Origin of the sequence: Streptomyces litmocidini (assembly GCF_014649755.1) — a bacterium.
Taxonomy (GTDB): domain Bacteria; phylum Actinomycetota; class Actinomycetes; order Streptomycetales; family Streptomycetaceae; genus Streptomyces; species Streptomyces litmocidini.
Window position 1 is genome coordinate 50,503 of the sequence record NZ_BMTQ01000020.1, and the last position, 23,759, is coordinate 74,261.

General features: G+C 73.1%; 24 protein-coding genes and 2 pseudogenes. 16 read left to right on the forward strand and 10 right to left on the reverse strand.

Features of this window, described 5'->3' with window-relative positions:
- Window positions 1–120 precede the first annotated feature (120 nt).
- The gene (locus IE180_RS31300) at window positions 121–1,185 is read left to right on the forward strand and encodes an NAD-dependent epimerase/dehydratase family protein (protein ID WP_190160330.1); all 1,065 of its coding nucleotides are present in this window, start codon (window positions 121–123) and stop codon (window positions 1,183–1,185) included.
- Between the two features lie 114 nt (window positions 1,186–1,299).
- Here IE180_RS31300 and IE180_RS31305 read toward each other — a convergent pair whose 3' ends face one another.
- Window positions 1,300–2,409, reverse strand: coding sequence for a sensor histidine kinase (locus IE180_RS31305; RefSeq protein ID WP_190160331.1), 1,110 nt, complete (start codon window positions 2,407–2,409; stop codon window positions 1,300–1,302).
- On the reverse strand, window positions 2,402–3,223 hold the full coding sequence (locus IE180_RS31310) for a response regulator transcription factor (RefSeq protein WP_190160332.1): 822 nt from the start codon (window positions 3,221–3,223) through the stop codon (window positions 2,402–2,404). The genes IE180_RS31305 and IE180_RS31310 overlap by 8 nt, the downstream gene beginning before the upstream one ends.
- Before the next feature lie 124 nt (window positions 3,224–3,347).
- On the opposite strand from IE180_RS31310, the gene IE180_RS31315 reads away from it, so the two are divergent.
- From IE180_RS31315 to IE180_RS31330, 4 genes are all read left to right on the forward strand, one after another.
- Window positions 3,348–4,064, forward strand: a complete 717-nt coding sequence (locus IE180_RS31315) for a glycosyltransferase family 2 protein (RefSeq protein WP_190160333.1) — start codon at window positions 3,348–3,350, stop codon at window positions 4,062–4,064.
- The gene (locus tag IE180_RS31320) at window positions 4,061–4,681 is read left to right on the forward strand and encodes a TIGR04282 family arsenosugar biosynthesis glycosyltransferase (protein ID WP_190160334.1); all 621 of its coding nucleotides are present in this window, start codon (window positions 4,061–4,063) and stop codon (window positions 4,679–4,681) included. Before IE180_RS31315 ends, IE180_RS31320 begins: the two co-directional genes overlap by 4 nt.
- Window positions 4,678–5,337: a methyltransferase domain-containing protein gene (locus IE180_RS31325; RefSeq protein ID WP_190160335.1), complete on the forward strand. Its 660-nt coding sequence runs from the start codon at window positions 4,678–4,680 to the stop codon at window positions 5,335–5,337. The genes IE180_RS31320 and IE180_RS31325 overlap by 4 nt, the downstream gene beginning before the upstream one ends.
- 521 nt (window positions 5,338–5,858) lie before the next feature.
- A complete protein-coding gene (locus IE180_RS31330) occupies window positions 5,859–7,292 on the forward strand; it encodes a glycosyltransferase 87 family protein (protein WP_190160336.1) in 1,434 nt (477 codons plus the stop codon).
- 98 nt (window positions 7,293–7,390) lie between these two features.
- Here the strand turns inward: IE180_RS31330 and IE180_RS31335 are convergent, their stop codons facing one another.
- Together IE180_RS31335 and IE180_RS31340 are read right to left on the reverse strand one after the other, a co-directional pair.
- Window positions 7,391–8,038 carry a response regulator transcription factor gene (locus IE180_RS31335; protein WP_190160337.1) on the reverse strand — a complete coding sequence of 216 codons (648 nt, stop codon included), beginning with the start codon at window positions 8,036–8,038 and terminating at the stop codon, window positions 7,391–7,393.
- Entirely contained in the window at window positions 8,023–9,282 is a 1,260-nt protein-coding gene (locus IE180_RS31340) for a sensor histidine kinase (protein ID WP_190160338.1), read from the reverse strand. The genes IE180_RS31335 and IE180_RS31340 overlap by 16 nt, the downstream gene beginning before the upstream one ends.
- A 151-nt stretch (window positions 9,283–9,433) precedes the next feature.
- On the opposite strand from IE180_RS31340, the gene IE180_RS31345 reads away from it, so the two are divergent.
- Window positions 9,434–9,874, forward strand: coding sequence for a hypothetical protein (locus tag IE180_RS31345; protein WP_190160339.1), 441 nt, complete (start codon window positions 9,434–9,436; stop codon window positions 9,872–9,874).
- 395 nt (window positions 9,875–10,269) lie between these two features.
- Here IE180_RS31345 and IE180_RS31350 read toward each other — a convergent pair whose 3' ends face one another.
- The 4 genes and pseudogenes from IE180_RS31350 to IE180_RS31365 form a co-directional block, all read right to left on the reverse strand.
- On the reverse strand, window positions 10,270–10,788 hold the full coding sequence (locus IE180_RS31350) for a hypothetical protein (RefSeq protein ID WP_190160340.1): 519 nt from the start codon (window positions 10,786–10,788) through the stop codon (window positions 10,270–10,272).
- Window positions 10,785–12,125, reverse strand: a complete 1,341-nt coding sequence (locus IE180_RS31355; RefSeq protein WP_373302841.1) for a molybdopterin-dependent oxidoreductase — start codon at window positions 12,123–12,125, stop codon at window positions 10,785–10,787. The genes IE180_RS31350 and IE180_RS31355 overlap by 4 nt, the downstream gene beginning before the upstream one ends.
- Window positions 12,126–12,351: 226 nt before the next feature.
- Window positions 12,352–12,705: a hypothetical protein gene (locus tag IE180_RS31360; protein WP_190160342.1), complete on the reverse strand. Its 354-nt coding sequence runs from the start codon at window positions 12,703–12,705 to the stop codon at window positions 12,352–12,354.
- Window positions 12,706–13,826: 1,121 nt separating this feature from the next.
- Window positions 13,827–14,177: pseudogene (locus tag IE180_RS31365) on the reverse strand (cytidine/deoxycytidylate deaminase family protein); the annotation flags it as partial.
- A 182-nt stretch (window positions 14,178–14,359) separates the two neighbouring features.
- On the opposite strand from IE180_RS31365, the gene IE180_RS31370 reads away from it, so the two are divergent.
- From IE180_RS31370 to IE180_RS31405, 8 genes are all read left to right on the forward strand, one after another.
- Window positions 14,360–14,569 carry an alpha/beta fold hydrolase gene (locus IE180_RS31370; protein WP_190160343.1) on the forward strand — a complete coding sequence of 70 codons (210 nt, stop codon included), beginning with the start codon at window positions 14,360–14,362 and terminating at the stop codon, window positions 14,567–14,569.
- 112 nt (window positions 14,570–14,681) lie between these two features.
- Window positions 14,682–15,188, forward strand: a complete 507-nt coding sequence (locus IE180_RS31375) for an NfeD C-terminal domain-containing protein (protein WP_190160344.1) — start codon at window positions 14,682–14,684, stop codon at window positions 15,186–15,188.
- 51 nt (window positions 15,189–15,239) lie between these two features.
- A complete protein-coding gene (locus IE180_RS31380; RefSeq protein WP_190160345.1) occupies window positions 15,240–16,664 on the forward strand; it encodes a flotillin family protein in 1,425 nt (474 codons plus the stop codon).
- A 483-nt stretch (window positions 16,665–17,147) separates the two neighbouring features.
- Window positions 17,148–17,291 carry a hypothetical protein gene (locus IE180_RS31385; RefSeq protein WP_190160346.1) on the forward strand — a complete coding sequence of 48 codons (144 nt, stop codon included), beginning with the start codon at window positions 17,148–17,150 and terminating at the stop codon, window positions 17,289–17,291.
- A 132-nt stretch (window positions 17,292–17,423) separates the two neighbouring features.
- Window positions 17,424–19,325, forward strand: a complete 1,902-nt coding sequence (locus IE180_RS31390) for an NAD-binding protein (protein ID WP_373302842.1) — start codon at window positions 17,424–17,426, stop codon at window positions 19,323–19,325.
- A 336-nt stretch (window positions 19,326–19,661) separates the two neighbouring features.
- Window positions 19,662–20,000, forward strand: coding sequence for a hypothetical protein (locus IE180_RS31395; protein WP_190160347.1), 339 nt, complete (start codon window positions 19,662–19,664; stop codon window positions 19,998–20,000).
- On the forward strand, window positions 19,997–21,295 hold the full coding sequence (locus IE180_RS31400) for an ArsB/NhaD family transporter (RefSeq protein WP_190160348.1): 1,299 nt from the start codon (window positions 19,997–19,999) through the stop codon (window positions 21,293–21,295). The genes IE180_RS31395 and IE180_RS31400 overlap by 4 nt, the downstream gene beginning before the upstream one ends.
- A gap of 115 nt (window positions 21,296–21,410) precedes the next feature.
- On the forward strand, window positions 21,411–21,893 hold the full coding sequence (locus IE180_RS31405; protein WP_190160349.1) for a CBS domain-containing protein: 483 nt from the start codon (window positions 21,411–21,413) through the stop codon (window positions 21,891–21,893).
- Window positions 21,894–22,274: 381 nt separating this feature from the next.
- Here IE180_RS31405 and IE180_RS31410 read toward each other — a convergent pair whose 3' ends face one another.
- Window positions 22,275–22,610, reverse strand: coding sequence for a hypothetical protein (locus tag IE180_RS31410; protein ID WP_190160392.1), 336 nt, complete (start codon window positions 22,608–22,610; stop codon window positions 22,275–22,277).
- On the opposite strand from IE180_RS31410, the pseudogene IE180_RS36855 reads away from it, so the two are divergent.
- Window positions 22,501–22,794, forward strand: a pseudogene (locus tag IE180_RS36855) (redoxin domain-containing protein); the annotation flags it as partial. The gene IE180_RS31410 and the pseudogene IE180_RS36855 sit on opposite strands and share 110 nt — an antisense overlap.
- A 43-nt stretch (window positions 22,795–22,837) precedes the next feature.
- Here the strand turns inward: IE180_RS36855 and IE180_RS36860 are convergent.
- Window positions 22,838–23,176 carry an LmrA/YxaF family transcription factor gene (locus IE180_RS36860; RefSeq protein ID WP_229861100.1) on the reverse strand — a complete coding sequence of 113 codons (339 nt, stop codon included), beginning with the start codon at window positions 23,174–23,176 and terminating at the stop codon, window positions 22,838–22,840.
- A gap of 41 nt (window positions 23,177–23,217) precedes the next feature.
- Here IE180_RS36860 and IE180_RS31420 point away from each other — a divergent pair, with 41 nt between their 5' ends.
- Window positions 23,218–23,709 carry a MarR family winged helix-turn-helix transcriptional regulator gene (locus IE180_RS31420; RefSeq protein ID WP_190160351.1) on the forward strand — a complete coding sequence of 164 codons (492 nt, stop codon included), beginning with the start codon at window positions 23,218–23,220 and terminating at the stop codon, window positions 23,707–23,709.
- Window positions 23,710–23,759: the final 50 nt, after the last annotated feature.

Here is a 23,759-nt window from a genome sequence, read left to right on the forward strand (position 1 = left end):
ACGAACACCTCGGCCACCACTGGCGGCCGGGCCGGCGCGCTCCCCGCACCGCATGACGGAAGTCTTACGTGCACGCGTGGGAGACGCCGCCGGCGCGGCCCGCTGCGTAACGTCGCCGCCATGCGTGTACTCGTCACCGGAGGAGCCGGGTTCATCGGCTCCCACATCGTCTCCGCCCTCAAGGCCCGCGGCCACGACCCCGTCGTGCTCGACGCCCTGCTGCCCGCCGCCCACCCGGACACGCCGCCCCTGCCCGACGCGGAGTTCCTGCGCGCGGACGTACGGGACGCCGGCTCCGTGCGGGCCGCGCTGCGCGGTGTGGACGCGGTGTGCCACCAGGCGGCCATGGTCGGCCTCGGCAAGGACTTCGCAGACGCTCCCGGGTACGTGGGCTGCAACGACCTCGGGACGGCGGTACTGCTGGCGGAGATGGCGGCCGTCGGAGTACGGGACCTCGTCCTCGCCGGGTCGATGGTGATCTACGGGGAGGGCCGGTACACGTGCGCGCGGCACGGCACGGTGCGACCCGGGCCGCGTCGGACCGAGGACCTGACGGCGGGCCGGTTCGAGCCGCGTTGTCCCGACTGCGGGGCCGAGCTCGCGCCGGGTCTGGTCGGCGAGGACGCGCCGGCGGATCCCCGGAACGTGTACGCGGCGACGAAGCTGGCCCAGGAGCACCTGGCTGCCTCGTGGGCCCGGTGCACGGAGGGCCGCGCCGTGTCCCTGCGCTACCACAACGTGTACGGGCCGGGGATGCCGCGCGACACGCCCTACGCCGGGGTGGCCTCGTTCTTCCGGTCCGCGCTGGCCCGCGGTGAGGCCCCTCGGGTCTTCGAGGACGGCGCGCAGCGGCGGGACTTCGTCCATGTCGGCGACGTGGCCTCGGCGAACGCGGTGGCCCTGGAGGCCGTGGGCGGGCTGTCCGCCGGGACGCTGACCGCGTTCAACACGGGCAGCGGCGATCCGCACACGGTCGGCGAGATGGCGTCCGCGCTGGCGGCGGCGTACGGGGGCCCGCACCCGGTGGTCACGGGCGAGTTCCGCCTCGGCGACGTACGTCACATCACCGCCGACTCCACCCGGCTGCGCGAGGAACTGGGCTGGCGCCCGGAGGCCGACTTCGCGCAGGGCATGACCGAGTTCGCCCGCGCGGGCCAGCGCGCGTCGGCGGGGGCCGTCGGCTGATCCCGCCCCTCCCGCACCGGCCTCGCGGGGGTCCACCGGCGTGTCCCGCCGGTGGACCCCCGCTGCGTGCGCGCGACCCCCGGGCCGGGCCGGGGCGGAAGGCCGGGGCAGGTTCTACGCGGGGGCCGGGAGGGTCAGTTCGAAGCGGCAGCCGCCGGGCACGTTGCGGACGTCGGCGTGCCCGGAGTGGGCTTCGACGATGCCCCGTACGATCGCCAGGCCCAGGCCCGCGCCCGAGGGAGGGGTACGGGCCTGGCCGCCGCGCCAGCCGGTGTCGAAGACGCGGGGCAGGTCCTCGTCGGGGATGCCTCCGCAGGCGTCGGTGACGGACAGCACCACCGCGTCGGCGCGGCGTTCGGCGGCGACCGCGACGGTGCCGTCGGCCGGGGTGTGGCGGATGGCGTTGACCAGAAGGTTCGAGAGGACGCGGGTCATCTCCTTGCCGTCGACCTCCACGGGCAGGGGGGCGACGCCCGCGCCGGCCAGGTGTACGCCGTGTTCGCGGGCCAGGGCGTCCGCGCCCGCGAGGGCATCGCCGACCAGGTCGTAGAGGGAGATCCGGGTGGGGCTGAGGGAGAGGGCGCCCGCGTGGATGCGGGAGAGCTCGAAGAGGTCGGTGACCATGGAGTTGAGGCGGTCCACCTCGGCGCACATCTGCCGGTGGTAGCGGGTCGGGTCGGCGGCCATGCCGTCTTCGAGGGCCTCCGACATCGCGCGCAGACCGGCCAGCGGGGTGCGCAGGTCGTGCGAGATCCAGGCCACGAGCTCGCGCCGTGAGGTCTCCAGGGCCCGCTCGCGTTCGCGCGAAGCGGCGAGGCGTTCACTGGTGAGGGCCAGTTCGAGGCTGATCGCGGTGAGTTCGGCGGGGGCGGGCACCGCGGGAGCGGTGAAGGTGCCCTCCTCCCCGAAGTCGCGTGCCGCGCCGACGAGTTCCCGGCAGCGGCGCACGACCTGGCGGCCCAGCAGCAGCGCGGTCCCCAAGGAGACGGCGGCGGCCATCGCGACGACCGTGGTCACCACGGCGAGGTCGTGGGAGGAGAGGAACATCGCCCAGGCGACCGCGAGCGTCCCGGCGAGCATCGCGCAGACGGCGACGGCCGCGACGACCGCGAGGGACACGGCCACGCTGCGCCGGCGCAGTATCCGCAGCGCCACGGCGCCGAGGATCCCGGCGCCACCCGCGCCGAGGAAGGCGTGCAGGGCGATCAGCAGGACGTCACGCATGACCGGCCTCCGTCGGGGCGTCTGCCGCCGCCCCGGCGCGGCAGGTCGGGTCCGGGGCTGCTTCGAAGCGGTATCCGGCGCCCCACACGGTCCGGATCAGCTGCGGATCGGCCGGATCCTCCTCGATCTTGGCCCGGAGCCTGCGGACGTGGACGGTGACCGTGGAGAGGTCCCCGAAGTCCCAGCCCCAGACCTCGCGCATCAGACGCTCCCGGCCGCAGACCTGACCGGCATGTCGCAGGAAGTAGGCGAGGAGGTCGAACTCCCTCAGGGTGAGGGCCAGTTCCGCACCGCCCTTCGTAGCCCGGCGGGCGACCGGGTCGACCGACAGTCCGGCGGCGGCGAGCAACGGCTCGTCGGCCGGAACGGCCGAGGAGGCCCGGCGCAGGACCGAGCGCACCCGCAGGACCAACTCGCGCGGGCTGAAGGGTTTGGTCACGTAGTCGTCCGCACCGACTTCCAGGCCCAGGATCCGCTCCTCCTCGTCCCCGCGCGCGGTGAGGATGACCACCGCCACGGCGGGGTTCCCGTGCTCGCGCGCACGCAGTCGGCGGCAGACCTCCAGACCGTCCATGCCGGGCAGCATCAGGTCGAGGACGACCAGGTGCGGCCGGTGCCGGGCCGCGGCCTCCAGGGCGGACGGGCCGTCGGCGGCGCGGTGCACGGTGAATCCGGTCCGTTCCAGATAGCCGGACACGACCTCCGAGACGGTCGGGTCGTCGTCCACCACCAGGACGCGGGCGCCCGTGACGGCGACGGGGACGCGGTCGGTGCCCGCGCCCTCGGACGTGGCCCGCTCGTTGCTGGATTCCATGGCACCAGAGTGACACCGCTGCCCGCCCCCGCGGACCCGGGTCCCCGCGGTTCCGGCACGTCGTCCGCGTTTCGTAAGGTCTTCCGGCGGCTTTCGGCGCCCGCCCGATCCTACGGTGTGGAGGGTGACTCCTTCTGCTTGCCGTCCGCCTGCCGCGGACCTCGTACTGCCCTGCCTCGACGAGGCGGAGGCCCTGCCCTGGGTGCTGGCGCGGGTGCCGGCCGGGTGGCGGGCGATCGTCGTCGACAACGGCTCCACCGACGGCTCGGCGGACATCGCCCGCTCCCTCGGCGCCACCGTCGTGCACGAGGGCCGCCGCGGCTTCGGCGCCGCCTGCCACGCCGGGCTGCTCGCCGCCGACGCCGAGTACGTCTGCTTCTGCGACTGCGACGCCTCCATGGACCCCGGCCTGCTCGCCCCGATGGCCGCCCGGGTCGCGGCCGGCGAGGCGGACCTGCTGCTCGGCCGGCGCCGCCCGCAAGCCCGCGGCGCCTGGCCCGCGCACGCACGCGCCGGAAACATCGCCCTCGCCCGGATGCTGCGCCGCCGCACCGGTCTGCGCCTGCACGACCTCGGGCCGATGCGGGTGGCCCGCCGCGAGGCGCTGCTCGGCCTCGACCTGACCGACCGGCGCAGCGGCTACCCGCTCCAGATGGTGGTCCGCGCCGCCGACGCCGGCTGGCGCGTGGCCGAGACGGACATCCCCTACCTGCCCCGCTCGGGCAGGTCCAAGGTCACCGGAACCTGGCGGGGCACCTGGCACGCGGTGCGGGACATGCGCCGGGTCCTGGCCGAGGCGCCGGGCGCCGCTGCGGCACCGGCCGGGGGAGCGTCCGCGTGAGCACCCTCCTCGTCATCGCCAAGGCCCCGGTCGCCGGCCGCGTCAAAACCCGGCTGACCACGCGGTTCACGCCCGAGCAGGCTGCCGGCCTGGCCCGCGCCGCGCTCCGGGACACCCTCGCGGCGGTCCTCGCCGCTCCTGCCTGGCGCCGCGTCCTCGTCCTGGACGGACAGCCGGGGCCCTGGCTCCCGGACGGCATCGAGGTCGTCCCCCAGGGCACGGGCGGCCTGGACGCCCGGCTGGCCGCTGCCTTCGCCCTGGCCGACGGACCGGCCCTGCTCATCGGCATGGACACCCCGCAGGTCACCCCCGGCCTCCTCGCGTCCGGGCTCGACTTCACCGGGGCCGACGCCTGGTTCGGACCCGCCGACGACGGCGGCTTCTGGGCGCTGGGCCTGGCCGAACCCGACCCGGCCCTGCTGCTCGGCGTGCCCGTGTCCGTACCGGAGACGGGAGAGGTGCAGCGCCGCCGGCTCACCGACGCGGGGCTGGCCGTGCGCGATCTGCCCGAGCTGTGCGACGTGGACACCCCCGCCGACGCGGAACGCGTGGCGCGGGCGGCTCCGCGCACCCGCTTCGCCGCCGTGCACTCCGGTCTGTGCGCGGCGGCCCGATGACCGCCCGGCTCACGGATCCGGCCACCCGAACCTGGCAGGCCGATCCGTACGCCGACGCCCTGCGGACCGGGCGGGGCCCGCTGTACCTGCGCCGCCGCGACGGCCGGCTGCTCCCGCTGGAGGTCGAACGCTGGTGCGCCGAGCCCGACGCGGCCGACCACACCGTGCTGAGCCGCTGCACCGGCCCGGTCCTCGACATCGGCTGCGGGCCGGGCCGCCTGGTCGCCGCCCTCGCCGGCCTCGGGTACGCGGCGCTCGGCGTGGACATCACCCCCGAGGCGGTGGCCCGTACCGTACGGGCGGGCGGCAGCGCCCTGTGCCGGTCGGTGTTCGACCCGCTGCCCGGCGAGGGCGGCTGGCGCACGGTGCTGCTCGTCGACGGCAACATCGGCATCGGCGGAGACCCGGCCGCCATGTTGCGCCGCACCGCCGAACTCACCGCTCCCGGCGGCTCCCTGCTGGTCGAGGTGGCCGCCGCGGACGTCGACGAGCGGGTCGAGGTACACGTCGAGGACGGGAACGGCGGCCGCGGGGAGTCCTTCTGGTGGGCCCGGCTGGGCACCCGCGCTCTGTGCACCGTCGCGGGGGACGCGGGCTGGACGCCCTCGGGCACCTGGCGGGCGACGGGCCGGCACTTCGTACGCCTCACCCGCTGACCGCGAACTCCGGCGCACCGGACCACCGGGGCGGGATCCGCAGCGGTGCGGATCCCGCCCGGAGCACGACCGGTCGCGAGTACCGCCCCGGCGGACTTCGGGAACGACCGCTCGCCCGGCGTCACGGCACGCGCACCGGCGTACCCCGGGGTGGGCAAGGCCGATGGCCGCCACGGCGAGCTGCCGGTCGCGCAGGTGGTCGAGCGGCAGGACGGGGTGACGGACCGTCCGCCCGTGGTGGGCGTGACGACTCCGACCGCGGCTGTGACGCCGAGGAGCAGCCGGCGGCCGATCGCGGTCGCGGTACGGGCATCGCGCAGGCGCGCCCTGAAGGTGACGGGCGGCCCCGGAGGCAGGAGGGAACGCATGCCCCCCTCACACCCCCGGCGAGGCCCGCCCGGGCTGCCGGAACACCTTACGGAACACGGACACCCGCGGTGGCACGGCCCACGGGCAGGCCGATTCCTGGAACGCTTCCGCGGGTGAAGCCCCTTACCGCCCTCAGCCCTCGCGCCGCGGTCATGACCACCGCACTCGCCCTCGCCGCACTCACGACGGTCCTCGTCCTCACCCTCGTGCACGGGGGCCACTTCAGCGACCCCGTCGGGCTGTACTGGTGGTACGCGGCCTGCTGGGTGCTCTTCACCGCCACTCTGCTCGCCCTGCGCCGGGTCCCGGCCCGCCACGTCGCGTCGCTGATCGCCGCGGGGGCCGTCGCCGTCACGGTGACCGGACTGGTGGGACCACCGCGGACCAGCACCGACTCGTACCGCTACGCCTGGGACGGCCGCGTCCAGTCCGCCGGCGTCTCCCCGTACGACCACACCCCGCAGGACCCGGCGCTCGCCCGGCTCCGCGACCTCTGGCTCTTCCCCACCGGCGCCGCCTGCGAGGGCCCCGGCCTCGCGCCGATCCCTCACACGGGCGGCTCGCCCCGCTGCACCCGCATCAACAGGCCGGCCGTCCACACCATCTACCCGCCCGTCGCGGAGGCGTACTTCCTGGCCGTCGAGCAGCTCTCCCCCGTCGGCGCCCGGCACAAGCCGCTCCAGATCGGCGCCGCCGTGACCTCCCTCGGGGTCACGGGCGTGCTCCTCCTGATCCTGCGACGGCGCGGCGAAGGCGTCCACAGGGCCGCGTACTGGGCCTGGTGCCCCGCCGTCCCCGTCGAGGCCGTCAACAACGCCCACGTCGACGTCCTGGGCGTGCTCCTCACGGTGGCCGGGCTCGGCCTCGTCGCCTTCCGGGACCTGACCCGGCGGACAGCGGGCGGAGTGCTGATCGGCGCCGCCGTCGCCACGAAGCTGATGCCGGCCGTCGTCCTCCCCGGCGCGCTGTCCGGGGTCCGCCGCGTCCGCGACGCGGCCGCCGTGCTGCTGCCCGCCGCGGTCTTCGTCGTACTCGCCTACCTCCCGTACGTCGTCCTCTCGCACGGCTCGGTCTTCGGCTACCTCGGCGGCTACGTCCAGGAAGAGGGCTACGACGACGCCTCGGCCGGGTCCCGCTATTCGCTCCTGCGCCTGGTCCTGCCGGATGCCTGGTCGCTCCCCGTACTGGTCGTCGTCATCGCCGGCGTGTCCCTGTACGTGATGTGGCGCGGGGACCCGCGACGCCCCTGGAGCGGCGCCCTCCTGGTCACCGGCTGCGCCTTCGTCGTCCTCACGCCCGGCTACTCCTGGTACGCGCTGCTCCTGGTCGCGCTCGTCGCTCTCGACGGACGTTGGGAGTGGCTGGGCATCGCGCTCGCGGGAGCCGCCGTCTACGTCCTCGGCCCGGCCTTCGACTTCCGGCCGACGCTGAGCAACATCGCGTACGGCGCCGCGGTCGCCCTCGTCCTGTCCACGACCTGGGCCCGCCACCGGGCCACGGGGAAGGGAGCCGGAGATCCGGCCCCGGCCCCGGAGCACGGCCCTCCGATGCCACGAACCCCGGGCGAGACGAACGAAGCCGGGTAGGCAACGCGGCTCTCGTGCAGAACGGCGGCGCGCGGCGGAAAGGGCCTGCGCCGGCGAGTGCGAGCGGGTGCGATGAACACGCCCGCGACCGGGCCGAGTTAAGGCTTGTTCAGATAGGTGAGGACAGCGCGGACACGGCGATGGGTGTCGTCGTCGTCGGAGATGCCGAGCTTGCCGAACATGGAGGTGGTGTACTTGCTGATGGCGCTCTCGCTGAGAAAGAGGCGGCGGCCGATGGCCTGGTTGGACAGTCCCTCGGCCATGAGGGCCAGCACGGAGTACTCGCGTTCGGTGAGCCGTTCGAGTCCCCGGATCGGGGAACTGCTGGAGAGCAGTTTCGCGATGACGGCCGGGTCCATGGCGGTCCCGCCGCCGGCGACGCGCTCCAGGGCGCCGATGAACTGGTCGGCGTCGAACACGCTCTCCTTGAGAAGGTAGCCGACGCCGCCGGAGCCGTCGGCCAGGAGCTCGCGGGCGTACAGCTGCTCGACATGCTGGGAGAGGATGAGGACCGGCAGTCCGGGCATCTCGCTGCGGGCGGCGAGGGCCGCCCGCAGGCCCTCGTCCGACTGGTCCGGTGGCATGCGGACGTCGATGACGGACACGTCCGGGCGCCAGGTCCGCAGCGCGTCGAGCGTCTCAGGTCCGGTGGTCGCTGTCGCCACCACCTGGTGCCCGTACGCCTCGATCAGGCGGACCATCCCGTCACGCAGGAGGTAGAGGTCTTCGGCTACAACGATTCGCATGGCAGCGCCATCCTGGCACAGGTCGGGCCGCCCGGTGGGCTGGTGATCTCCAGAGTGCCGTCGAAGGCCACGAGGCGGCGGCGCAAACCTGTGAGCCCGCTGCCGGCTCGCTCGTCGGCCCCGCCCCGGCCATCGTCCTCGACCTCGACGACGAGGCCTGTCTCGTCCCTGGCGAGGCAGACGCGAACCCGCGACGCGTGGGCGTGCCGGGCCGCGTTGGTCAGCAACTCGGCGACGCCGAAGTAGACGGCCGACTCGATCGGCGGGTCCAGGGTCAGCCGGCCGTCAGCGCTGACGGTCACGTCGAGCGGAATGTCCAGGGCGAGGGCGCGCACTGCGTCGACGAGCCCCCGCTCGTTCAGAACCGGTGGACTGATCCCACGGATCAGCTCGCGGAGCTCGGCCAGCGAGGCGGTGGCGCCGACCCGCGCGTCCCGCATCAGCGCCTTGGCCCGCTCCGGGTCGGCCTCCATCAGCTTCTCCGCGGTCGCCAGGGAGAGCCCGAGCGCAATCAGGCGGGCCTGCGCCCCGTCGTGCAGGTCCCTTTCGATCCGGCGGATCTCGGCAGCCTGCGCGACCGTCGAGTCCGCGCGCTGGGCGGTCAGCTCGTCCACCCGGTCCGCCAGCACCATCGCGGGCGACGGACGCAGGAAGCGGACGGCCACCGGCTCGACGAGCCGCCAAGCGTGCGGGGCGGAGGCGACGGCCACGACCAGGCCGAGTGCCCCGACGAGGCGCGCGACGAGCCCGGGCCGGCCGAGCCCGAGGACCGCCGCGGCCACCCCGGCCGGCGGGAGGGCGGCGACCACGCCCGCGGTGAGGGGCACGATCCCTGTGAACCGCAGGTCGCGCCAGTTGGCGGGGTCTTTCCACCGGAGCCGCCACTTCTGATCCAGGAGGGCGTCCCGGCGGGTGCGCTCGTAGGAGAAGCCGTTCCACCAGTACCCCGTGGACATCCGTATCACCAGTCCGGCCTGTCGGTATCCGGCAGGGATGACGGTGGCGGTCCACCGTGCGACGAGGAAGCGGACCATCCGGCAGACCGGGCGGGACAACGCGAACGTGCCCCCGCACACCAGCACGAGCGGCGCCACCCACGACCAGGGGTTCGCCGCCCCCCACCGAATCCCCAGGGCCACGGCGGCGGCCCACACGGCCGGGACCAGCATGCTGACGACCGCCACGACGCACGCCCGCACGAACCCCACGCCGACGCGCGCCACCCACGAACCCAGCTGTCTCATGACTCATCCTTCGCTCATCGTCCGGTGCTCCCACTGTGCACCGGACGGAGCCCGCCACTTCCCTGGTCGACCAGGGAGTGGGGCTACCCCCACCCGCCTGTGGGTCCAGGCGGATACCGCGTCAGCCAAGCGCTTCGTAGCGTCGGTGAGCATGGAAACCAACCCGCACACCACGGCCGACGCGGCACTCCTCAACAGCCCCCGCGCCCAAGGGGCCTTCGGCACGGCGAAGAGCAGCATCAAGGTGTACGGCGTACTGAGCGCCGTCGCCCTCGTGGCGGTCATCGCGGTGTCGAGCAGCGGTCACATGGTAAACACGTTCATGTGGGTCCGGGCAGTCCTGCTGCCCGTGGTCGCCGTGCTGATCCACCGGATGACCGGATCCGCTTCCCACGGATCTCGACGGGCCTTCGAGCGCGTGAGGGCTCTCGCCGTCGTCATGCCGATCGCGATCGTCGGAGTCGACCTGATCCCGGGTGTCTGTCCGCCGTGGTACGCCGTGATGCAGGTCGTCTGCATGCTGCCCGTCCTCCGCGTCGCGTTCATCACCCGCGGCTCCGCACTGCGCGCCGCCTTCCCCCAGGGGCGCTGATCGGGCGCCGGGCGCCGCTCCGTGCGGTCTCACCCGGGGCCCGCAGACCCGCAGGCCCGCAGGCCCGCATTCAGGCTGCATCTCCACCGGGGGGACTTTCCAGCCCTCCCCCCGGTCCGCCACTGGCCGACAAGGTTCGTGACGTGCAGGCCGGAGCAGGGGGAACTCCGGCGACGATGCCCGGAGCCCGTCCGGAGTCAGCTCGACGCGCTCCGGGAAGCCGGATGCGATCCGGTCTTCCCGGAGAGGACCGGCACCCGGGTCGAGGTGCGGCCGGAATTCATCAGGGCGACGGACTTCGCCCGCACCTTCGGGAAGGCCGTCCCGCATCGGCGGGTGCTCTTCGCCGTCCATGACGGGAGAACGGCCGGAGGGCGGACCGCCGGGGAGCACCGTCACCTCGTGGCCCTGCGCGCCCGCCTCCGACGTCGCTCCGCTCGTCGTCGAGGTCCCGTCGCATGCCACCCGCGGACGAGGAAGACGGCTGCCGAGGCGGCGAAGAGGGCGGCGGTGATGAGGAGCCAGCGCTCCAGGAAGCCGTCGGCCGGGAGCCCCGTGGCCGCGGTGTAGTGGCCGACCCGGCTCAGGATCAGCGGCCACCAGACCAGCAGCAGAAGCCCCGAGACGAAGCCCGGGACGCGCACGTAGTTGACGCTCGGTCCGGGCGGCCCCTCCCCCGCGCCCGTCCTCCCCCGGAACAGCAGCTGCGCGGCCCGGTCGGTGACCGAGTACAGGGGGAGCAGCACGAGGTCGTGGAGGAGTGCCGCCCCGACGAACCACAGGGCCACGCCCAGGGTGTCTCCCTCGAGCAGGCGCACACCGGCGTAGGCGGCGAGGGCGAAGGAGGCCAGGACGAGGAGCAGGTGGAGCGGGGAGGCTCCGTAGCGCCGCCGAAAGGCGGTCGTGCCGCTCATGCCGGCTCTCCGAAGGTGAGGCGCGTGACCCACTTGGTGTTGTGGACGCCGGGAGCGCCGGGGACGATCACACGGGCCGGATAGCCGTGGTCGGGCGAGAGGACGGCCCCGTTGACGCGTACGGCCAGCAGGGAGCGCGGGTCCCGTACCTGGTTGTCCCTCAGGACGACCGAGCTGAACGATCCTCCTCGCTGCACCGATTCCACCAGGGCCTGCGGGGTGTCCGTACCCCTTCCGACGAGGGCGGCCAAGTCGGTGAGCCGTACGCCGCTCCACAGCTGGTCAGGGGTCGACCAGCCCTCCACACAGGCGATGGGCAGGGCCGCCTCGTGCTGCTCCATGGCCAGGAGCTCCCCGCGGGTGAGGACGACCTGCCGGCCCGGGGCGCGAACGGTCAGCCGCCAGGCGGGGCCGACGTCGCTCGGCCGGATGCCCACCGACGCCGCGGTCTTGTTGATCTGGAACCCGTTGGGCCCGGAGCCCGGATCGCGGCCGTGCGGGGCGAGCAGCGCGGTCCGGCGCCACCAGCCGCCGACGCTCTGCCCGGCCGTCACCACGAGCAGAGCCAGGGAGCCGAGCCCGACCAGACCCAGGGCGCCCCGGCGGGAGACGGTCGGGGGCGCCGGACGGGGTGGGACCAGCCCCGCGGCCTCCTCCGTACCGGCCTGAGGCTGCACCGGCCCGGCCCGCACGGCGCGGAGCGCCCGCGGCAGACGCGTGGCCACGTGCACGACGAAGGCGCCGATGAACACCCACGCCCCGTAGAAGTGCAGGACGTAGAAGGAGCCCGGGAAGATGTAGTGCAGCTGCACGTTGAGGATGCCGGTGACGAACTCGAAGCCGGCACCGCCCACCAGGAGCAGCAGGGACAGGCGCTCGACGCCGTGGCTGACGGAGCGCACGGGCGGCCACTCGAAGAGCTTGGGGATGACCGACCACAGCTTCGCCAGCAGAACGGGGACGAGAACGACGCCCAGGACCACGTGCACGCCCTGGGTGAGCCGGTAGAGCCAGTACGGCGAGGTCGGCCAGGAGAACAGGGCGAAGCCGAGCCACCCCTTGTCCGGCGTCTGGTCGTTGGTCCGCGCCAGGTCCGGGTTGTAGGCGGCGTACGACAGCAGCCCGGTCACGAACAGGACCGTCACGCCGACGAGCAGGACCAGGCCGAACACCGCGGTGAGCCACGGACCCCGCAGCGGGCTGCGCCAGAACTCCGGACGCGTCGGCCCCGGCGGCGGCCCGGGCGGCACGACGGAACGCAGAACGGCCCGGACCCGCTCCGGGCCGGTCCGCCCCTCTTCGCCGGAGTCCGGTGCGGCGGCCGGAGCGCTCGCCACCGGATGCGGCTCCCCCTCCTGCCGCGGCCCCGCGGGTTCCGGTCTCCGACCACCCGACGCCGGCGAACGCGGCATGTCACCGGGCTGATCCCGACCACCGTCACTCGGACTCACTGGGGCACCTCCACGGGTACCGCGTTCTCCGGACACTCGTCACGGGGAGAACATGCCGCACGCGGGGGACGACCGGTCATGTGACACGCCATGCCGCTCCGTCGGCCGGTGTTCACCGGAGGCTGCCCGGGGTCCTGGCACACGTACGGGACAGCAGCCGGTACGGCGCGGAGGCTGCGCGCCGCGGCCGTCGAAGCCGCGCGCGTGCCGTGCGCCGACGGCACCGTCCGTCCCAGTCGACGTTCTCCTGGCCGCCGGGCTCCCGGTCCGCGAGCTCCTCGAGCTGCTTGCGGTCCTCCGGCAAGCGTGCCGTGACCCACACCGTCGGTGTCGAATCCGTCGCCGAGGCCGCGGCGCGGGCCTCGCCCTCCCACGACTGGATGAGGCGGCCGACTCCTTCCAGAGCTTCCGCGTGCCCCTTCTTGTTGGACCTGATGCCCTCCAGCAGGTCATAGCGCCTGAGCACGCCCGGGAGGCCGGCCCCTCGCAGCCGCCTTCGGCCGCCTACTGCCACCTGCGCCATCGCCGGCTCAGGCCGGTGGAGATCTGGCTGCGGTTGCCGAGCACCGCGAAGGCGTGATCGTCGGCGGGCAGCGAGGGCGTTCCCGGTTCCGCTGCCGCAGCGGCTACGACGGGACCGGCCGGCTCCACGAAGAGGGCCGCCTGCGCCCGGAGACTTTCAAGGCAACCCTCCTCCGCCAACAGCTTCGGCCTCGCCCAGTCCGTCAGCCGAGGGAAGCGGGCGATGACGGCCTGCGCTCGGTGAAGGCTCCCGCGGCACGACGCCGGCGGGACACGACCCGCTCCTGCAGCTCCTCGGCCTCCCCACGCGCTTCCCACCGTTGCCGGACTCGCGAACGGCAAGAGCACAGGCCAGAAACGACACGTCTCACGCCGAGCCCGCAGGCGACCGGTGGCAGAACGCGATGCCTCGTAGTCCGTCGGCCACTGCTCGAACCCTGCAGTCATGGGGGGGTGTCCCACGGAACCGGCTTCGCGCGCGTCCCTCCAGAAGCCGTTCTTAGCGGGTACGAAAGGCACAACGCCCAGTCCACGGGCTTCGAACGGCGCCGTGACCAGGTGGCTCATCCCACCGGTTCCACGCGGGTAGCCGCGCGCAACGGCGACAGCGGTGAGGTCTGCGAGCCCTTGTGAGCGCTCCGCCCGAGCCGGCAGGCGACTGCTGCGCAGAATCCGCCCGTGTCTTCTTCGCGTACACGATGCGTCCTCCGTCGTCGCCGGGGCGGCGCCCAGACAGGCCCGCCCGGGACACAACGACACTCCACCCGCACCGATACGCCCGTTCACTCCGACAGCCGATGCGGGGTCTGACCTGGGACGAGGCGTTCCGTCCGCGGCCTACGGCGGACTGCGTGCCACCGCGGCTCAGGGCCGCGAGGGCCGGCCGGCGCCCCTCCGTCCCCCGGAGACCGAAGATCGGCCCGACTTCACATGATTCGGGCCAGAACCCGTCCTCGTGGACAAAGCCACCCTCCGGACGTCCGTGATGCTGCGGACCTGGCGGGTCAGGCCGTACCGGGCCGCCAGCTACGGCATCGTCGCCCGGCGCTGCTCGGCGTTCCGCGCTCACAGCGACGTACGCCACGGGCTCGGGTTGGTTCTTCGGAGCAGGTGCCGGTTGGGTGCCCGGGCCGATCCGGCGAACTGCGGAAGCTCGACGACAGTGACGCCGGCTCCCTCGAGGAGCTCGGTGCCTTCGGCACCGGGCACGAAGGCATCCGGCCCCCGCCACGCGGTGACGACGCGCCGGACCCCGGCATCGCGGATGAGCCGGGCACACGGCGTGGGCCGGGAGGCTCGTTTCGCGCATGGTTCGAGGGAGCTGTAGAGCGTGGCGTCGCCCAGCCGAGCGTCATCGGCTCGGAGCTTGGCGAGCGCGGCCTCCTCGGCGTGATCGAACGGGGACGTTCCCGGTCGCTCCGGTCACCACCGCGGCCGTCATCTCATCGCGTCCTCAAGTCGATTCGGGACCGGCCGCCCCTGTTGCGCGCACAGCCGACCTGAGCCCCTCAGGACACGCACGGGTTCGCTCGTCAGGACACCCGGACCGGCTGCCCAGCCGAGACCGGCGGCCCTGGTGCCGTCCACAGTCGACGGCGGTGCTGGAAAGCGCGAAGGCGACGCCGTGCGTGGTCGCGGTGGGCTCGGACGACGTCTTCTTCCTCCCTCTGGCCCGCCTCGGTCCCGCGGCCGATCGCCGGCTCGGTCTCGATCTGCGCGTTGTCGACGGCACGGGGCATCTCCTCCCTGAGGAGGCACCCGAGCAGGTGGCCGCGCTCGTCGCTGCGCTCATCCCCACGGCACGATGACGGCATCAATAGAGCATAAAGATTGCCGTGATCCGGCAGTGAACATGTGTGCTGCTTCGTGGAACCATCCCGGTGACGGCAAGAACCGGGTGCACGGAACGAGGTGTCGCACATGGACTGGTTTCTCGGTCTCGGCATCGCGGGGCTTGTGCTCCTGGTCCTGGCCCTCGTCTTCGACGGGGTGTTGGAGGGGGTCCTCGACTCTCTCGGCGGAGGGCTGGACGGGTTTTTGTCGTTGCCGGTGATCGCCGGGTTCGTGTCGGCTCTCGGTTTCACGGGGGCGATCGTGCTCGGGAGCACCGGCACGGGGGCGGGGGTCGCCACCGGTGCGGGTGTGGTCGCGGGGGGCGTCGCGGGATGGGGGACCCGGTGGTTCAGCCGGGCGCTCATGCGCGACGGTTCCGCGCCCGCACCGCGGGGCGAGGACCTTACGGGGACCTCGGGGTCGGTGGTCACGGCGATCCCGACGGACGGTTACGGCGAGGTGCTGCTGTACCTGGGCGGTCAGCCCGTGAAGTACGCGGCGCGGTCGGCTGTGTCCGTCGCGCGTGGCGCGGAGGTCTGGGTCGAGTCCGTCCTGTCGCCCTCGTCCGTCGCCGTGCGTCCGGTCGAGCACTGATCCCGCCCCGCATCACACGTTCAACTTGGCTCTGTTCAAGGAGATTTCGCCATGAGCCCTGTCCTCACCGCTGTGGTGGGCATCGTCGTTCTCGTCGTCCTGCTGGGCCTCGTGGTCATCACGCGCTACAAGGTGGCGGGCCCCAGCGAGGCGTTCATCATCACCGGCCGGCGCGGCAAGAAGACCACCGACCCTGACACCGGACGCGTCTTCACGGACAACAGCGGCCAGAAGGTCGTCGTCGGCGGCGGCGTGTTCGTCGTGCCGTTCGTGCAGCAGAAGTTCAGCCTCGACCTGTCCAGCCGGCACATCCCGGTCGCGGTCCGGGGCGCCGTCACCCTGCGGGGCGTCAAGGCGAACCTGGAGGGCGTCGCGATCGTCAAGGTCGGCGGCACCGAGGACTCCATCCGCGCCGCGGCACAGCGGTTCCTGATGCAGCAGAACGGCATCGTCGGCTTCACCCAGGAGGTGCTGTCCGGCGCGCTGCGGTCCATCGTCGGCCGGATGTCGGTGGAGGACATCATCCGCGACCGGGCCGCGTTCGCGGGCCAGGTGGCAGAGGAGGCGGAGGCGAGCCTGTCCGGGCAGGGCCTGGTGCTGGACGCCTTCCAGATCCAGGACATCACCACCGAGGGCTCCTATCTGGAGGACCTGGGCCGGCCCGAGGCCGCCCGGGCCAGGCAGGAGGCCGACATCGCCGAGGCCGTGGCCCGGCGGGCCGCCGAGCAGGCGCGGTTGAAGGCCGAGGAGGAGATCGCCATCGCCCAGCGGACCCTCTACCTGAAGCAGGCCGAGATCAAGGCGCAGACCGACGAGGCCGCCGCCCAGGCGAACGCGGCCGGTCCGATGGCCGAGGCCGCCCGTCAGCAGGACATCCTCTCCGAGCAGGAGAAGGTCGCCGCCCGTCAGGCAGCCTTGACGGACCGGCAGCTCGACACGCAGGTCCGCAAGCCCGCCGACGCCGCCCGTTACCGGGCCGAGCAGGAGGCCGAGGCCCGCCGCATCGCCCTGGTGAAGGAGGCCGAGGCCGCCGCCGAGCGGGCCCGGCTGACCGGTGAGGGCGAGAAGGCCCAGCGTGCCGCGCTCGCGGAGGCCGTCCGCATCGAGGGCGAGGCAGAGGCCGCCGCCATCGGCGCCAAGGGCGCGGCGGAGGCCGAGGCCATGCGGAAGAAGGCCGACGCCTTCGGTCAGTACGGCGACGCCGCCGTCCTGCAGATGCTCGTCGAGGTCCTGCCGCAAGTCGTCGGCAGGGCGGCCGAACCGCTCGCCGCCATCGACAGGATGACCGTCATCTCCACCGACGGCGCGAGCCGGCTGACCCGCACCGTCACCGACAACGTCGCCCAGGGCATGGAGCTTCTCACCTCCGCCACCGGAGTCGACCTCGCCGCCCTGCTCCGGGGCATCACCGGTCCGAAGCCCGGCTCGGAGTCCGCACCAGTGCCGGCGGGCGCGCCGGTCGAGATCACCGACTGACAGCCGGCAGCCCGGGAGGGAGGGACGGGGTGAGGAAGAGCTTCACGGTGCACGCGGGGCTGCAGCTGGCCCTGGCACCGGTGGCGTTGTGCGCCGCGGTCCACAGCTCCGTCCCTTGCCTCCCGCCCTTCGCCGACCTGGGCGTCCTGCCGGCCGTCGACTTCGCCCTGCTCTTCCCCCTGCACGCCGTGACGGTCCTCCGCAGCATCGCGCTGGAGTTCCGGGCCGGAGGCGTCGCGAGCAAGGCCCACCAGTGGCAGGCTTTGAAAGCCCCCTCCCCCGCCGCGGACACGTCCTCCTCGTGGGCGTGGTTCTGGCGGCGACGGTCCTGCTCGACGGAGTGTTCTCCGTCGATTCGGGCCGCCGGGCGACCGACACGGATCGGGGCCGCTGCACGCGGTCGGCACCTCCGGCCCTCGCCGTCCGAGGATCGAGGTCACCAGAAGCGCGTACGAGGCGCTGAGCAAGCAGGGCCAGCGGATCATGTTCGCGATCTACGCGCTCCTCGCCGGCGGTGGTGGTGGTGGCGCCGTGACCTTGGCCTTGGCCTTGGCCTTGGCCTTGGCCTTGGCCTTGGCCTTGGCCTTGGCCTTCGGAAAGCTGGACGACCTGGCGGGCAGACCGTGACGCAGGCGCCGGGCACGGTGTGGTCACGGATCGTCGCAGGAGCCGCGCATCAGCGTCGCCCCGAGACGAGACGGACCGACGCCGGGCGGTCGGTGAACAGGCGGACATCCACGACGTCATCAGGGGGGAGACATGGCGGCACTGCCGCGCCAGGGCGACGCGGAGGAACCCGTCGGCGGGCACATGGTGGTCTGCGGGGACGGCGGGCTCGCCCTCCGGCTGGCGGACGAGCTGCGGGAGGTCTACCGACAGCGTGTCGTCCTCGTCGTCGCCGACGAGGACGACGTGCACCGGGCCGCCGAGGCAGGCATGGCGCCGGAGGGCACCGCCAGCGGCGGCAGGGTCGTTCCCGTACGCGTGATGACGGCACCGGCGCCGACGAAAGAGGCGCTGCTGCGGGCCGGGGTCGACCGTGCGGCGGCGCTGGCGCTGCTGTACGAGGACGACGAGACGAACCTGCGCGCCGCGCTCGCCGCCCGTCGGCTCAGCCCCGGGCTGCGGCTCGTGGCCCGCATGTACAACCGCAAGCTGGGCCAGCACCTGGAGGAGCTGCTCGACCAGGCCGCACTCGTGCACGCACCCGGCATGGACCGGGCCGTCCTCGACGCGTCCACGACCGTCCTGTCCGACGCGGACACCGCCGCTCCCGCGCTCGCCGCCACCGCCATCGCCGGAACCAGCAAGGTCGTCCAGGCAGACGGCGTCCTCCTGCGGGCCGCCGAACGCATCCCGCCCGGTCGTGGCGAGGTGTCGGACCCGGGCCTGTGCACCCTGGCGCTGCTGTCCTCCACCACGACGGACCCCGCGGGCGCCGAGGGCTCGGAGGCCGACGGACCCCAAGGCCCCCTCCTGCTGCCCGACGACCGGACCGTGGCGGTCGCGACCGGGCGTGGCAGCATCGTCCTGGAGACCGTCCGGTACGCGGGCCCTGCTCTGTCCGCGCGACGTCTGGCCCGTCGCGGGGCACCACTGGGCGAGCTGTTCTCCAGTCGTCTGCGGTGGGCACTGGCCGGCATCGTGGCCTCCGTCCTCGCCCTGACGCTCACCACGACCCTGCTCACGGACGCCGACCCGGTGCACGCCGCCTACCTCACGCTGCTCGATCTGTTCTCGATCAACGACCCCGCCCTCGACGCGCCGGTCACCAACCAGATCCTCCAGCTCCTGTCCGGGCTCGTCGGCCTCGCGCTGCTGCCCCTCCTCGTCGCCGGAGGGCTGGAGGCCCTGGGCACCTTCCGAGGGGCGGGCGCCCTGCGCCGCCCTCCCCGCGGCCTGTCCGGTCACGTCGTCCTGCTCGGCCTCGGGAAGGTCGGCACCCGCGTCCTCGCCCGGCTGCGGGAGCTCGACATCCCCGTCGTCTGCGTGGAGGAGGACCCCGAGGCGCGCGGCATCCCCCTCGCCCGCGCCCTCGGCGTGCCCGTCGTCCTCGGCGATGTCACGGAGGACGGCGTCCTGGAGGCGGCCAAGGTCCACCGTGCGCACGCCTTTCTCGCGCTGACCAGTTCCGACACCACCAACCTGGAGGCGGCGCTCTCCGCTCGCACCCTGAAGAACGACCTGCGGGTGGCCCTGCGGCTGTACGACGACGACTTCGCCACCGCCGTCTACCGCACCCTGCGCACCGCGCACCCCGATGCCCTCACCCGCAGCCGCAGCGTCAGCCACCTCGCCGCCCCGGCGTTCGCCGGCGCCATGATGGGCCGCCAGATCCTCGGAGCCATCCCCGTCGAGCGCAAGGTCCTGCTCTTCGCCGCCCTTCCCGTCGCCGGCCACCCCCAGTTCGAAGGCCGCACCGTCTCCGAAGCGTTCCGCCCCGGTTCCTGGCGCGTCCTCGCCCTCGACACCTCCACCCCGGACGCCCGCCTCCCCGACCTCGCCTCCACCCACCACAACGGCGAACATCCCCAGCTCCTGTGGGACCTGCACCCCGGCCACGTCCTGCACCCCGAGGACCGCGTCGTCATCGCCACCACCCGCCGTGGCCTGGCCGAACTCCTGGACACGCGCTCGGTGACACGCGCTGCCGAGCGATGACTTCGATCGCCTGCGCCAGAGCCAGGCCTGCTGCCGCGGGAAGACCGTGATCAGGAAGATCGCCCAGGGGCATCCGAAAGGCCGAGGGGCTCTGCGATGCCGCCAACGCGCCCTGGTGGATCCCCCCGTACCACCAGAGCGGGCTGGCGTACCGGGCGGACGTGCCCACCTGTCGTAGGTGTCGCTGCCGCGCTCCGGCAACGTAACGGCACGGCGCGTGCGCGCCAGAGACCTGTCAGTGTCCCGTTAAGAACATGTAAGGTTCCCTGCGGTGTGCCGGGAAGTCTGGTCGGCGAATTCGAGAGAGCTCTCTTTGCCGATCGGGGGGACGCCGCCGTGATGCTCGTTGCCGTCGTCGGCGTCGCGCCACCCACCTCAGTGCTGATCTCCGGGCTCGCCGCCCGCAGGAGCCTGGATCCCTCCCTCCGCCCTCTCCTCGGTGAGGCGGCGATCACCGGGACCCGCTGCGACCGCCGCGGGAAGCCGGCCGCGGCCTGGTTCGGGCCGAAGGGTTTCGCCTGCGCCGCCGCCTCGACCACCGCGCACAGCAGCACCGCCGTGCCTGTCTCCCGGCTCTTCCGCGTCGACGACCCGGCAGAACCCGGCCCCCACCTGTCGGCGGAGTCCCCCGCCGCGACGACCCGTCTGACGGGACGACTCATCGGAGGATCGTGAACGACTGGCAGAGCTGGGCGGCGATCGCCGTCTTCACCGGTACGTACGCGCTGATCATCAGCGAGAAGGTCCACCGGGTCGCGGCCGCCCTGGGCGGCGCCGGCCTGATGCTCGCGATCGGGGCGACCGACGACAAGTCCGCCTTCTTCTCCGAGCACAGCGGCATCGACTGGAACGTCATCTTCCTGCTCATGGGCATGATGATGATCGTCGGCGTCCTGAAGAAGACCGGCATGTTCGAGTACCTGGCCATCTGGTCCGTGAAGAAAGCCAGGGCCAAACCCTTCCGGGTGATGACCATGCTGGTGGTCATCACCGCGGTCGCCTCGGCGCTCCTCGACAACGTCACCACCGTCCTGCTCGTCGCCCCGGTCACCCTGCTGGTGTGCGAACGGCTCGCGCTGCCGGTCGCGCCGTTCCTCATCGCGGAGGTGCTGGCCTCGAACATCGGCGGCACGGCCACCCTCGTCGGCGATCCACCGAACATCATCATCGCCAGCCGGGCCGGGCTGACCTTCAACGACTTCCTCGTCCACCTCGCGCCCCTGTCGGCCCTGCTGGTGCTGGTCCTCATCGCCCTGTGCCGCTTCCTGTTCCGGAAGTCCTTCACCTACGACGAGGACCGCGCCGCCGAGGTGATGGCCCTGGAGGAACGCGAGGCCATCCGCGACCCCCGCCTCCTGGTGCAGGGCCTGATCGTGCTCGCCCTGGTCGTCGCCGGTTTCGTACTGCACCCGGTCCTCCACTACGCCCCCAGCATCGTCGCCCTCCTCGGCGCGGGCCTGCTCGTCGCCCTGTCCAGCGCCGAGACCCGTGAAGTGCTCGACGAGGTCGAATGGCCCACGCTCGCCTTCTTCGCCGGCCTGTTCATCATGATCGGCGGCCTCATCGAGACCGGAGTCATCGGCGAGGTGTCCACCGCCCTCGCCGACGCCATCGGCGACAACGAGCTCGGCGGGTCCATGCTCATGCTCGGCGCGTCCGGGGTGCTCTCCGGCATCGTCGACAACATCCCCTACGTCGCCACCATGGCCCCCATCACCAGCGACCTGGTCGAGGCGATGGGCGGCTCCGGCGACCACGTCATGTGGTGGGCCCTCGCCCTCGGTGCGGATCTCGGCGGCAACGCCACCGCCATCGGCGCCTCGGCCAACGTCGTCGTCCTCGGCATCGCCGAACGCAACCGCACGCCCATCTCCTTCTGGCAGTTCACCAAGTACGGACTCGTCGTGACCGCCGCCACCATGGCCGTCTCCGCCGCGTACGTATGGCTCCGCTACTTCGCACTCGCCTGACCCATGACAACGCCCGAGGCACGGTCCGTGTGTTTCCCGTCAAGGTCATCGCCTGACCGGCGGCCATGGACGATGCTGGACCCGGGGACCGACCCGCACCCACAAGGAGCCGACCGTGCGCGCACGCGACCTGGCCGTCGAATACGAATCGGTGAGCGTCGACAGCGACGCCCTCGACGCGGCCAGGCTGATGGCCGAGCACCGACTCCCCGGGCTCCTGGTCCTGGGCGAGGACGGCGAACCCACAGCGATCCTGCCCGGTTCCCAGATGGTGAAGATGCTGGTGCCCGAGTACGTCATCGAGGACCCGACGCTCGCGGCCGTCGTCGACGAGCGGCACGCAGACCGCCTCTGCCAAGCCCTGGCCGGACGGCGCGTACGCGACTGCCTGCCCGCCCACGCGGCCCCACCACCCCTCGCGGACCCGGACGACACCGCCCTGGAAGTCGCGGCACTCATGGCGCGCGTCCGCAGTCCCCTCGTCGCCGTGGCCGAGAAGACCCACCACGGCGCCCGTCTCATCGGCGTGATCACCGCCTCCCACCTGCTCCACGAGCTCCTCCGCGCCGCGGGCGAAGACGGAGCGGGCGGCGGCTGAGAGCCCCGCGCCCCGGAATCGGGGCATGCCTTGAAGTGCCCCCATGCCGCAAGGGCCGCTCCACGAGGGGGCCTCGTCGACAACGGCCGCCAGCGCCGTCATGGCATCCGTCCGCTGATGGGCCGCTGCTTGCCGGCCTCCGCGGCCGCGCTTTCGGCGGGCAGGGCTGCCCTGAGCAGCGACCGAGGCCACGGGCGACTGCGGCTCGCTCTGAACCCCGCCAGCCTCCACGTCGGCCACGGCAGCCCGCTGGAACCCGACCAGGTCCGCCGCCGGGCCGATCGGGAACACCGACACCTGTCCGGGTGCGACGCGGCGGGGCGGCCCCCTCCGTGCGGAGAACAGCGTGCTCCGTACAGGGGTCACGCCCGGGGTCAGGCTCTACGGGCCGCGGGCGGTGATCGCCGCCGTGACGGTTCCGCGCAGCTGCTGGGCGTCCGCTCCGGCGCGGGAGCGCAGGTTCACGCCGTGGGCGAAGAGGGCCAGGACGTCGGCGGCCGAGTCCGGGGCGACGTCCTCGGCGAACCGTCGTTGCCGCCGGGCCGACAGGAGCGCGGCATGGAGGGCCGTGCGCAGGCGCTGGTGCTGGTGCTGGCGGTCGAGGATGGTCCGTGCCGTCATGCGGCGCGCGGCGCGCGAGCCGGCCGACTCCGGCCAGGCGGACCGGGCCCTGACCGTCGGCGCGAAGGCGCCGTCCATCACCCTGCCCTCGGCCACCGGCCACACCGTCGACCTGGCCGGACCGCTCGCCGACGGCCCGGTGGTGCTGACCTTCTACCGTGGCGCCTGGTGCCCCCACTGCAACATCGCCCTGCGCTCCCTGCAGCAGCACCACGACGCCCCCACCACCCGGGGCGCCCGGCTGGTCGCCGTCTCGCCCCGGGTCCCCGACGAGTCCCTCGCGACCAAGATCTCGATGGTCTCGGCCGAGACCACTTCATGGTTCAGTGAGCGGCGCGCGGCGTGGGACCGTGCGCGAGGCGCTCGTCGAGCCAGGCGTGAAGGCGGTCGACCTCCCGCTGCACGAACTCGCCGTCGTGGAAGGCGTTGGACACGGTCGCCACGCCCTGGCTGAAGGCCAGGGCATGCGTGGCGAGGTTGTCGGCCTCGGTGGCGAAGCCGAGCGCCTCGAACTGCGTCCGGAGCCACGTCCGGAACAGGTCGAAGACGGCGACGGCCTGGGGCCGTGCGGGGTGCCCGAGTTTGGCGAGCTCGTTCGTGAGGGTTCCGACCGGGCAGCCGAAGTTCTGGATGTCCGGGACGAGTTGCGGTGGATGACGCATTCCGATGGTTCGGCGCGCCGGCGGAACGTAGCATCGCGATCATGGAATTACCCGCTGGATCCACCACCGACCAGGCGCCGGCGGACCCGGCCGCCACCGATGACGTGCTGGCCACTCAGCCGGTCGGCTACTGGTGCGGCCTGACCCAGACGGCCGTCACCCGGCGTCTGCGGGACGCCATGGCCAGGATCGACGTCACGCAGCCGCAGTACTGGGTGCTCAACCGCGTAAAGGGCGGCCCTGCGGCGCCGAGCCGCGAGGAGGTCGTCGCGCAGCTGACGCACCTCGCCGACGGGCCGCACGAGATCGGCAGGGTCATCGACCAGTTGCTCCACCGCGCATGGCTCCGGTTCGACGACGGGCAGCGCCTGCACCTCACGGATGCCGGGGAGGCCGCCAGGGTACGGCTCCGTGAGCTGGCGACCGAGGTGCGCGCCGTGGTCCACCGGGGCATCAGCGACGAGGAGTACGTGGCCGCGCTCAAGGTGCTGCGCAGGATGGTGGCCAACGTCGAGGGCCGCGGGGGCCCCTGACGGTCCGTCCTGATTCCGCTCGGGGGCGCCGGCGGCGCGCACCCGTCGTA

What these genes read in the sequence shown, in the direction of transcription:
- IE180_RS31300 (WP_190160330.1), top strand. Translation starts at nt 121, where the DNA reads ATGCGTGTACTCGTCACCGGAGGAGCCGGGTTCATCGGCTCCCACATC.
- IE180_RS31305 (WP_190160331.1), bottom strand. Translation starts at nt 2,409, where the DNA reads ATGCGTGACGTCCTGCTGATCGCCCTGCACGCCTTCCTCGGCGCGGGT.
- IE180_RS31310 (WP_190160332.1), bottom strand. Translation starts at nt 3,223, where the DNA reads ATGGAATCCAGCAACGAGCGGGCCACGTCCGAGGGCGCGGGCACCGAC.
- IE180_RS31325 (WP_190160335.1), top strand. Translation starts at nt 4,678, where the DNA reads ATGACCGCCCGGCTCACGGATCCGGCCACCCGAACCTGGCAGGCCGAT.
- IE180_RS31330 (WP_190160336.1), top strand. Translation starts at nt 5,859, where the DNA reads ATGACCACCGCACTCGCCCTCGCCGCACTCACGACGGTCCTCGTCCTC.
- IE180_RS31335 (WP_190160337.1), bottom strand. Translation starts at nt 8,038, where the DNA reads ATGCGAATCGTTGTAGCCGAAGACCTCTACCTCCTGCGTGACGGGATG.
- IE180_RS31340 (WP_190160338.1), bottom strand. Translation starts at nt 9,282, where the DNA reads ATGAGACAGCTGGGTTCGTGGGTGGCGCGCGTCGGCGTGGGGTTCGTG.
- IE180_RS31345 (WP_190160339.1), top strand. Translation starts at nt 9,434, where the DNA reads ATGGAAACCAACCCGCACACCACGGCCGACGCGGCACTCCTCAACAGC.
- IE180_RS31350 (WP_190160340.1), bottom strand. Translation starts at nt 10,788, where the DNA reads ATGAGCGGCACGACCGCCTTTCGGCGGCGCTACGGAGCCTCCCCGCTC.
- IE180_RS31375 (WP_190160344.1), top strand. Translation starts at nt 14,682, where the DNA reads ATGGACTGGTTTCTCGGTCTCGGCATCGCGGGGCTTGTGCTCCTGGTC.
- IE180_RS31380 (WP_190160345.1), top strand. Translation starts at nt 15,240, where the DNA reads ATGAGCCCTGTCCTCACCGCTGTGGTGGGCATCGTCGTTCTCGTCGTC.
- IE180_RS31385 (WP_190160346.1), top strand. Translation starts at nt 17,148, where the DNA reads ATGTTCGCGATCTACGCGCTCCTCGCCGGCGGTGGTGGTGGTGGCGCC.
- IE180_RS31390 (WP_373302842.1), top strand. Translation starts at nt 17,424, where the DNA reads ATGGCGGCACTGCCGCGCCAGGGCGACGCGGAGGAACCCGTCGGCGGG.
- IE180_RS36860 (WP_229861100.1), bottom strand. Translation starts at nt 23,176, where the DNA reads ATGCGTCATCCACCGCAACTCGTCCCGGACATCCAGAACTTCGGCTGC.
- IE180_RS31420 (WP_190160351.1), top strand. Translation starts at nt 23,218, where the DNA reads ATGGAATTACCCGCTGGATCCACCACCGACCAGGCGCCGGCGGACCCG.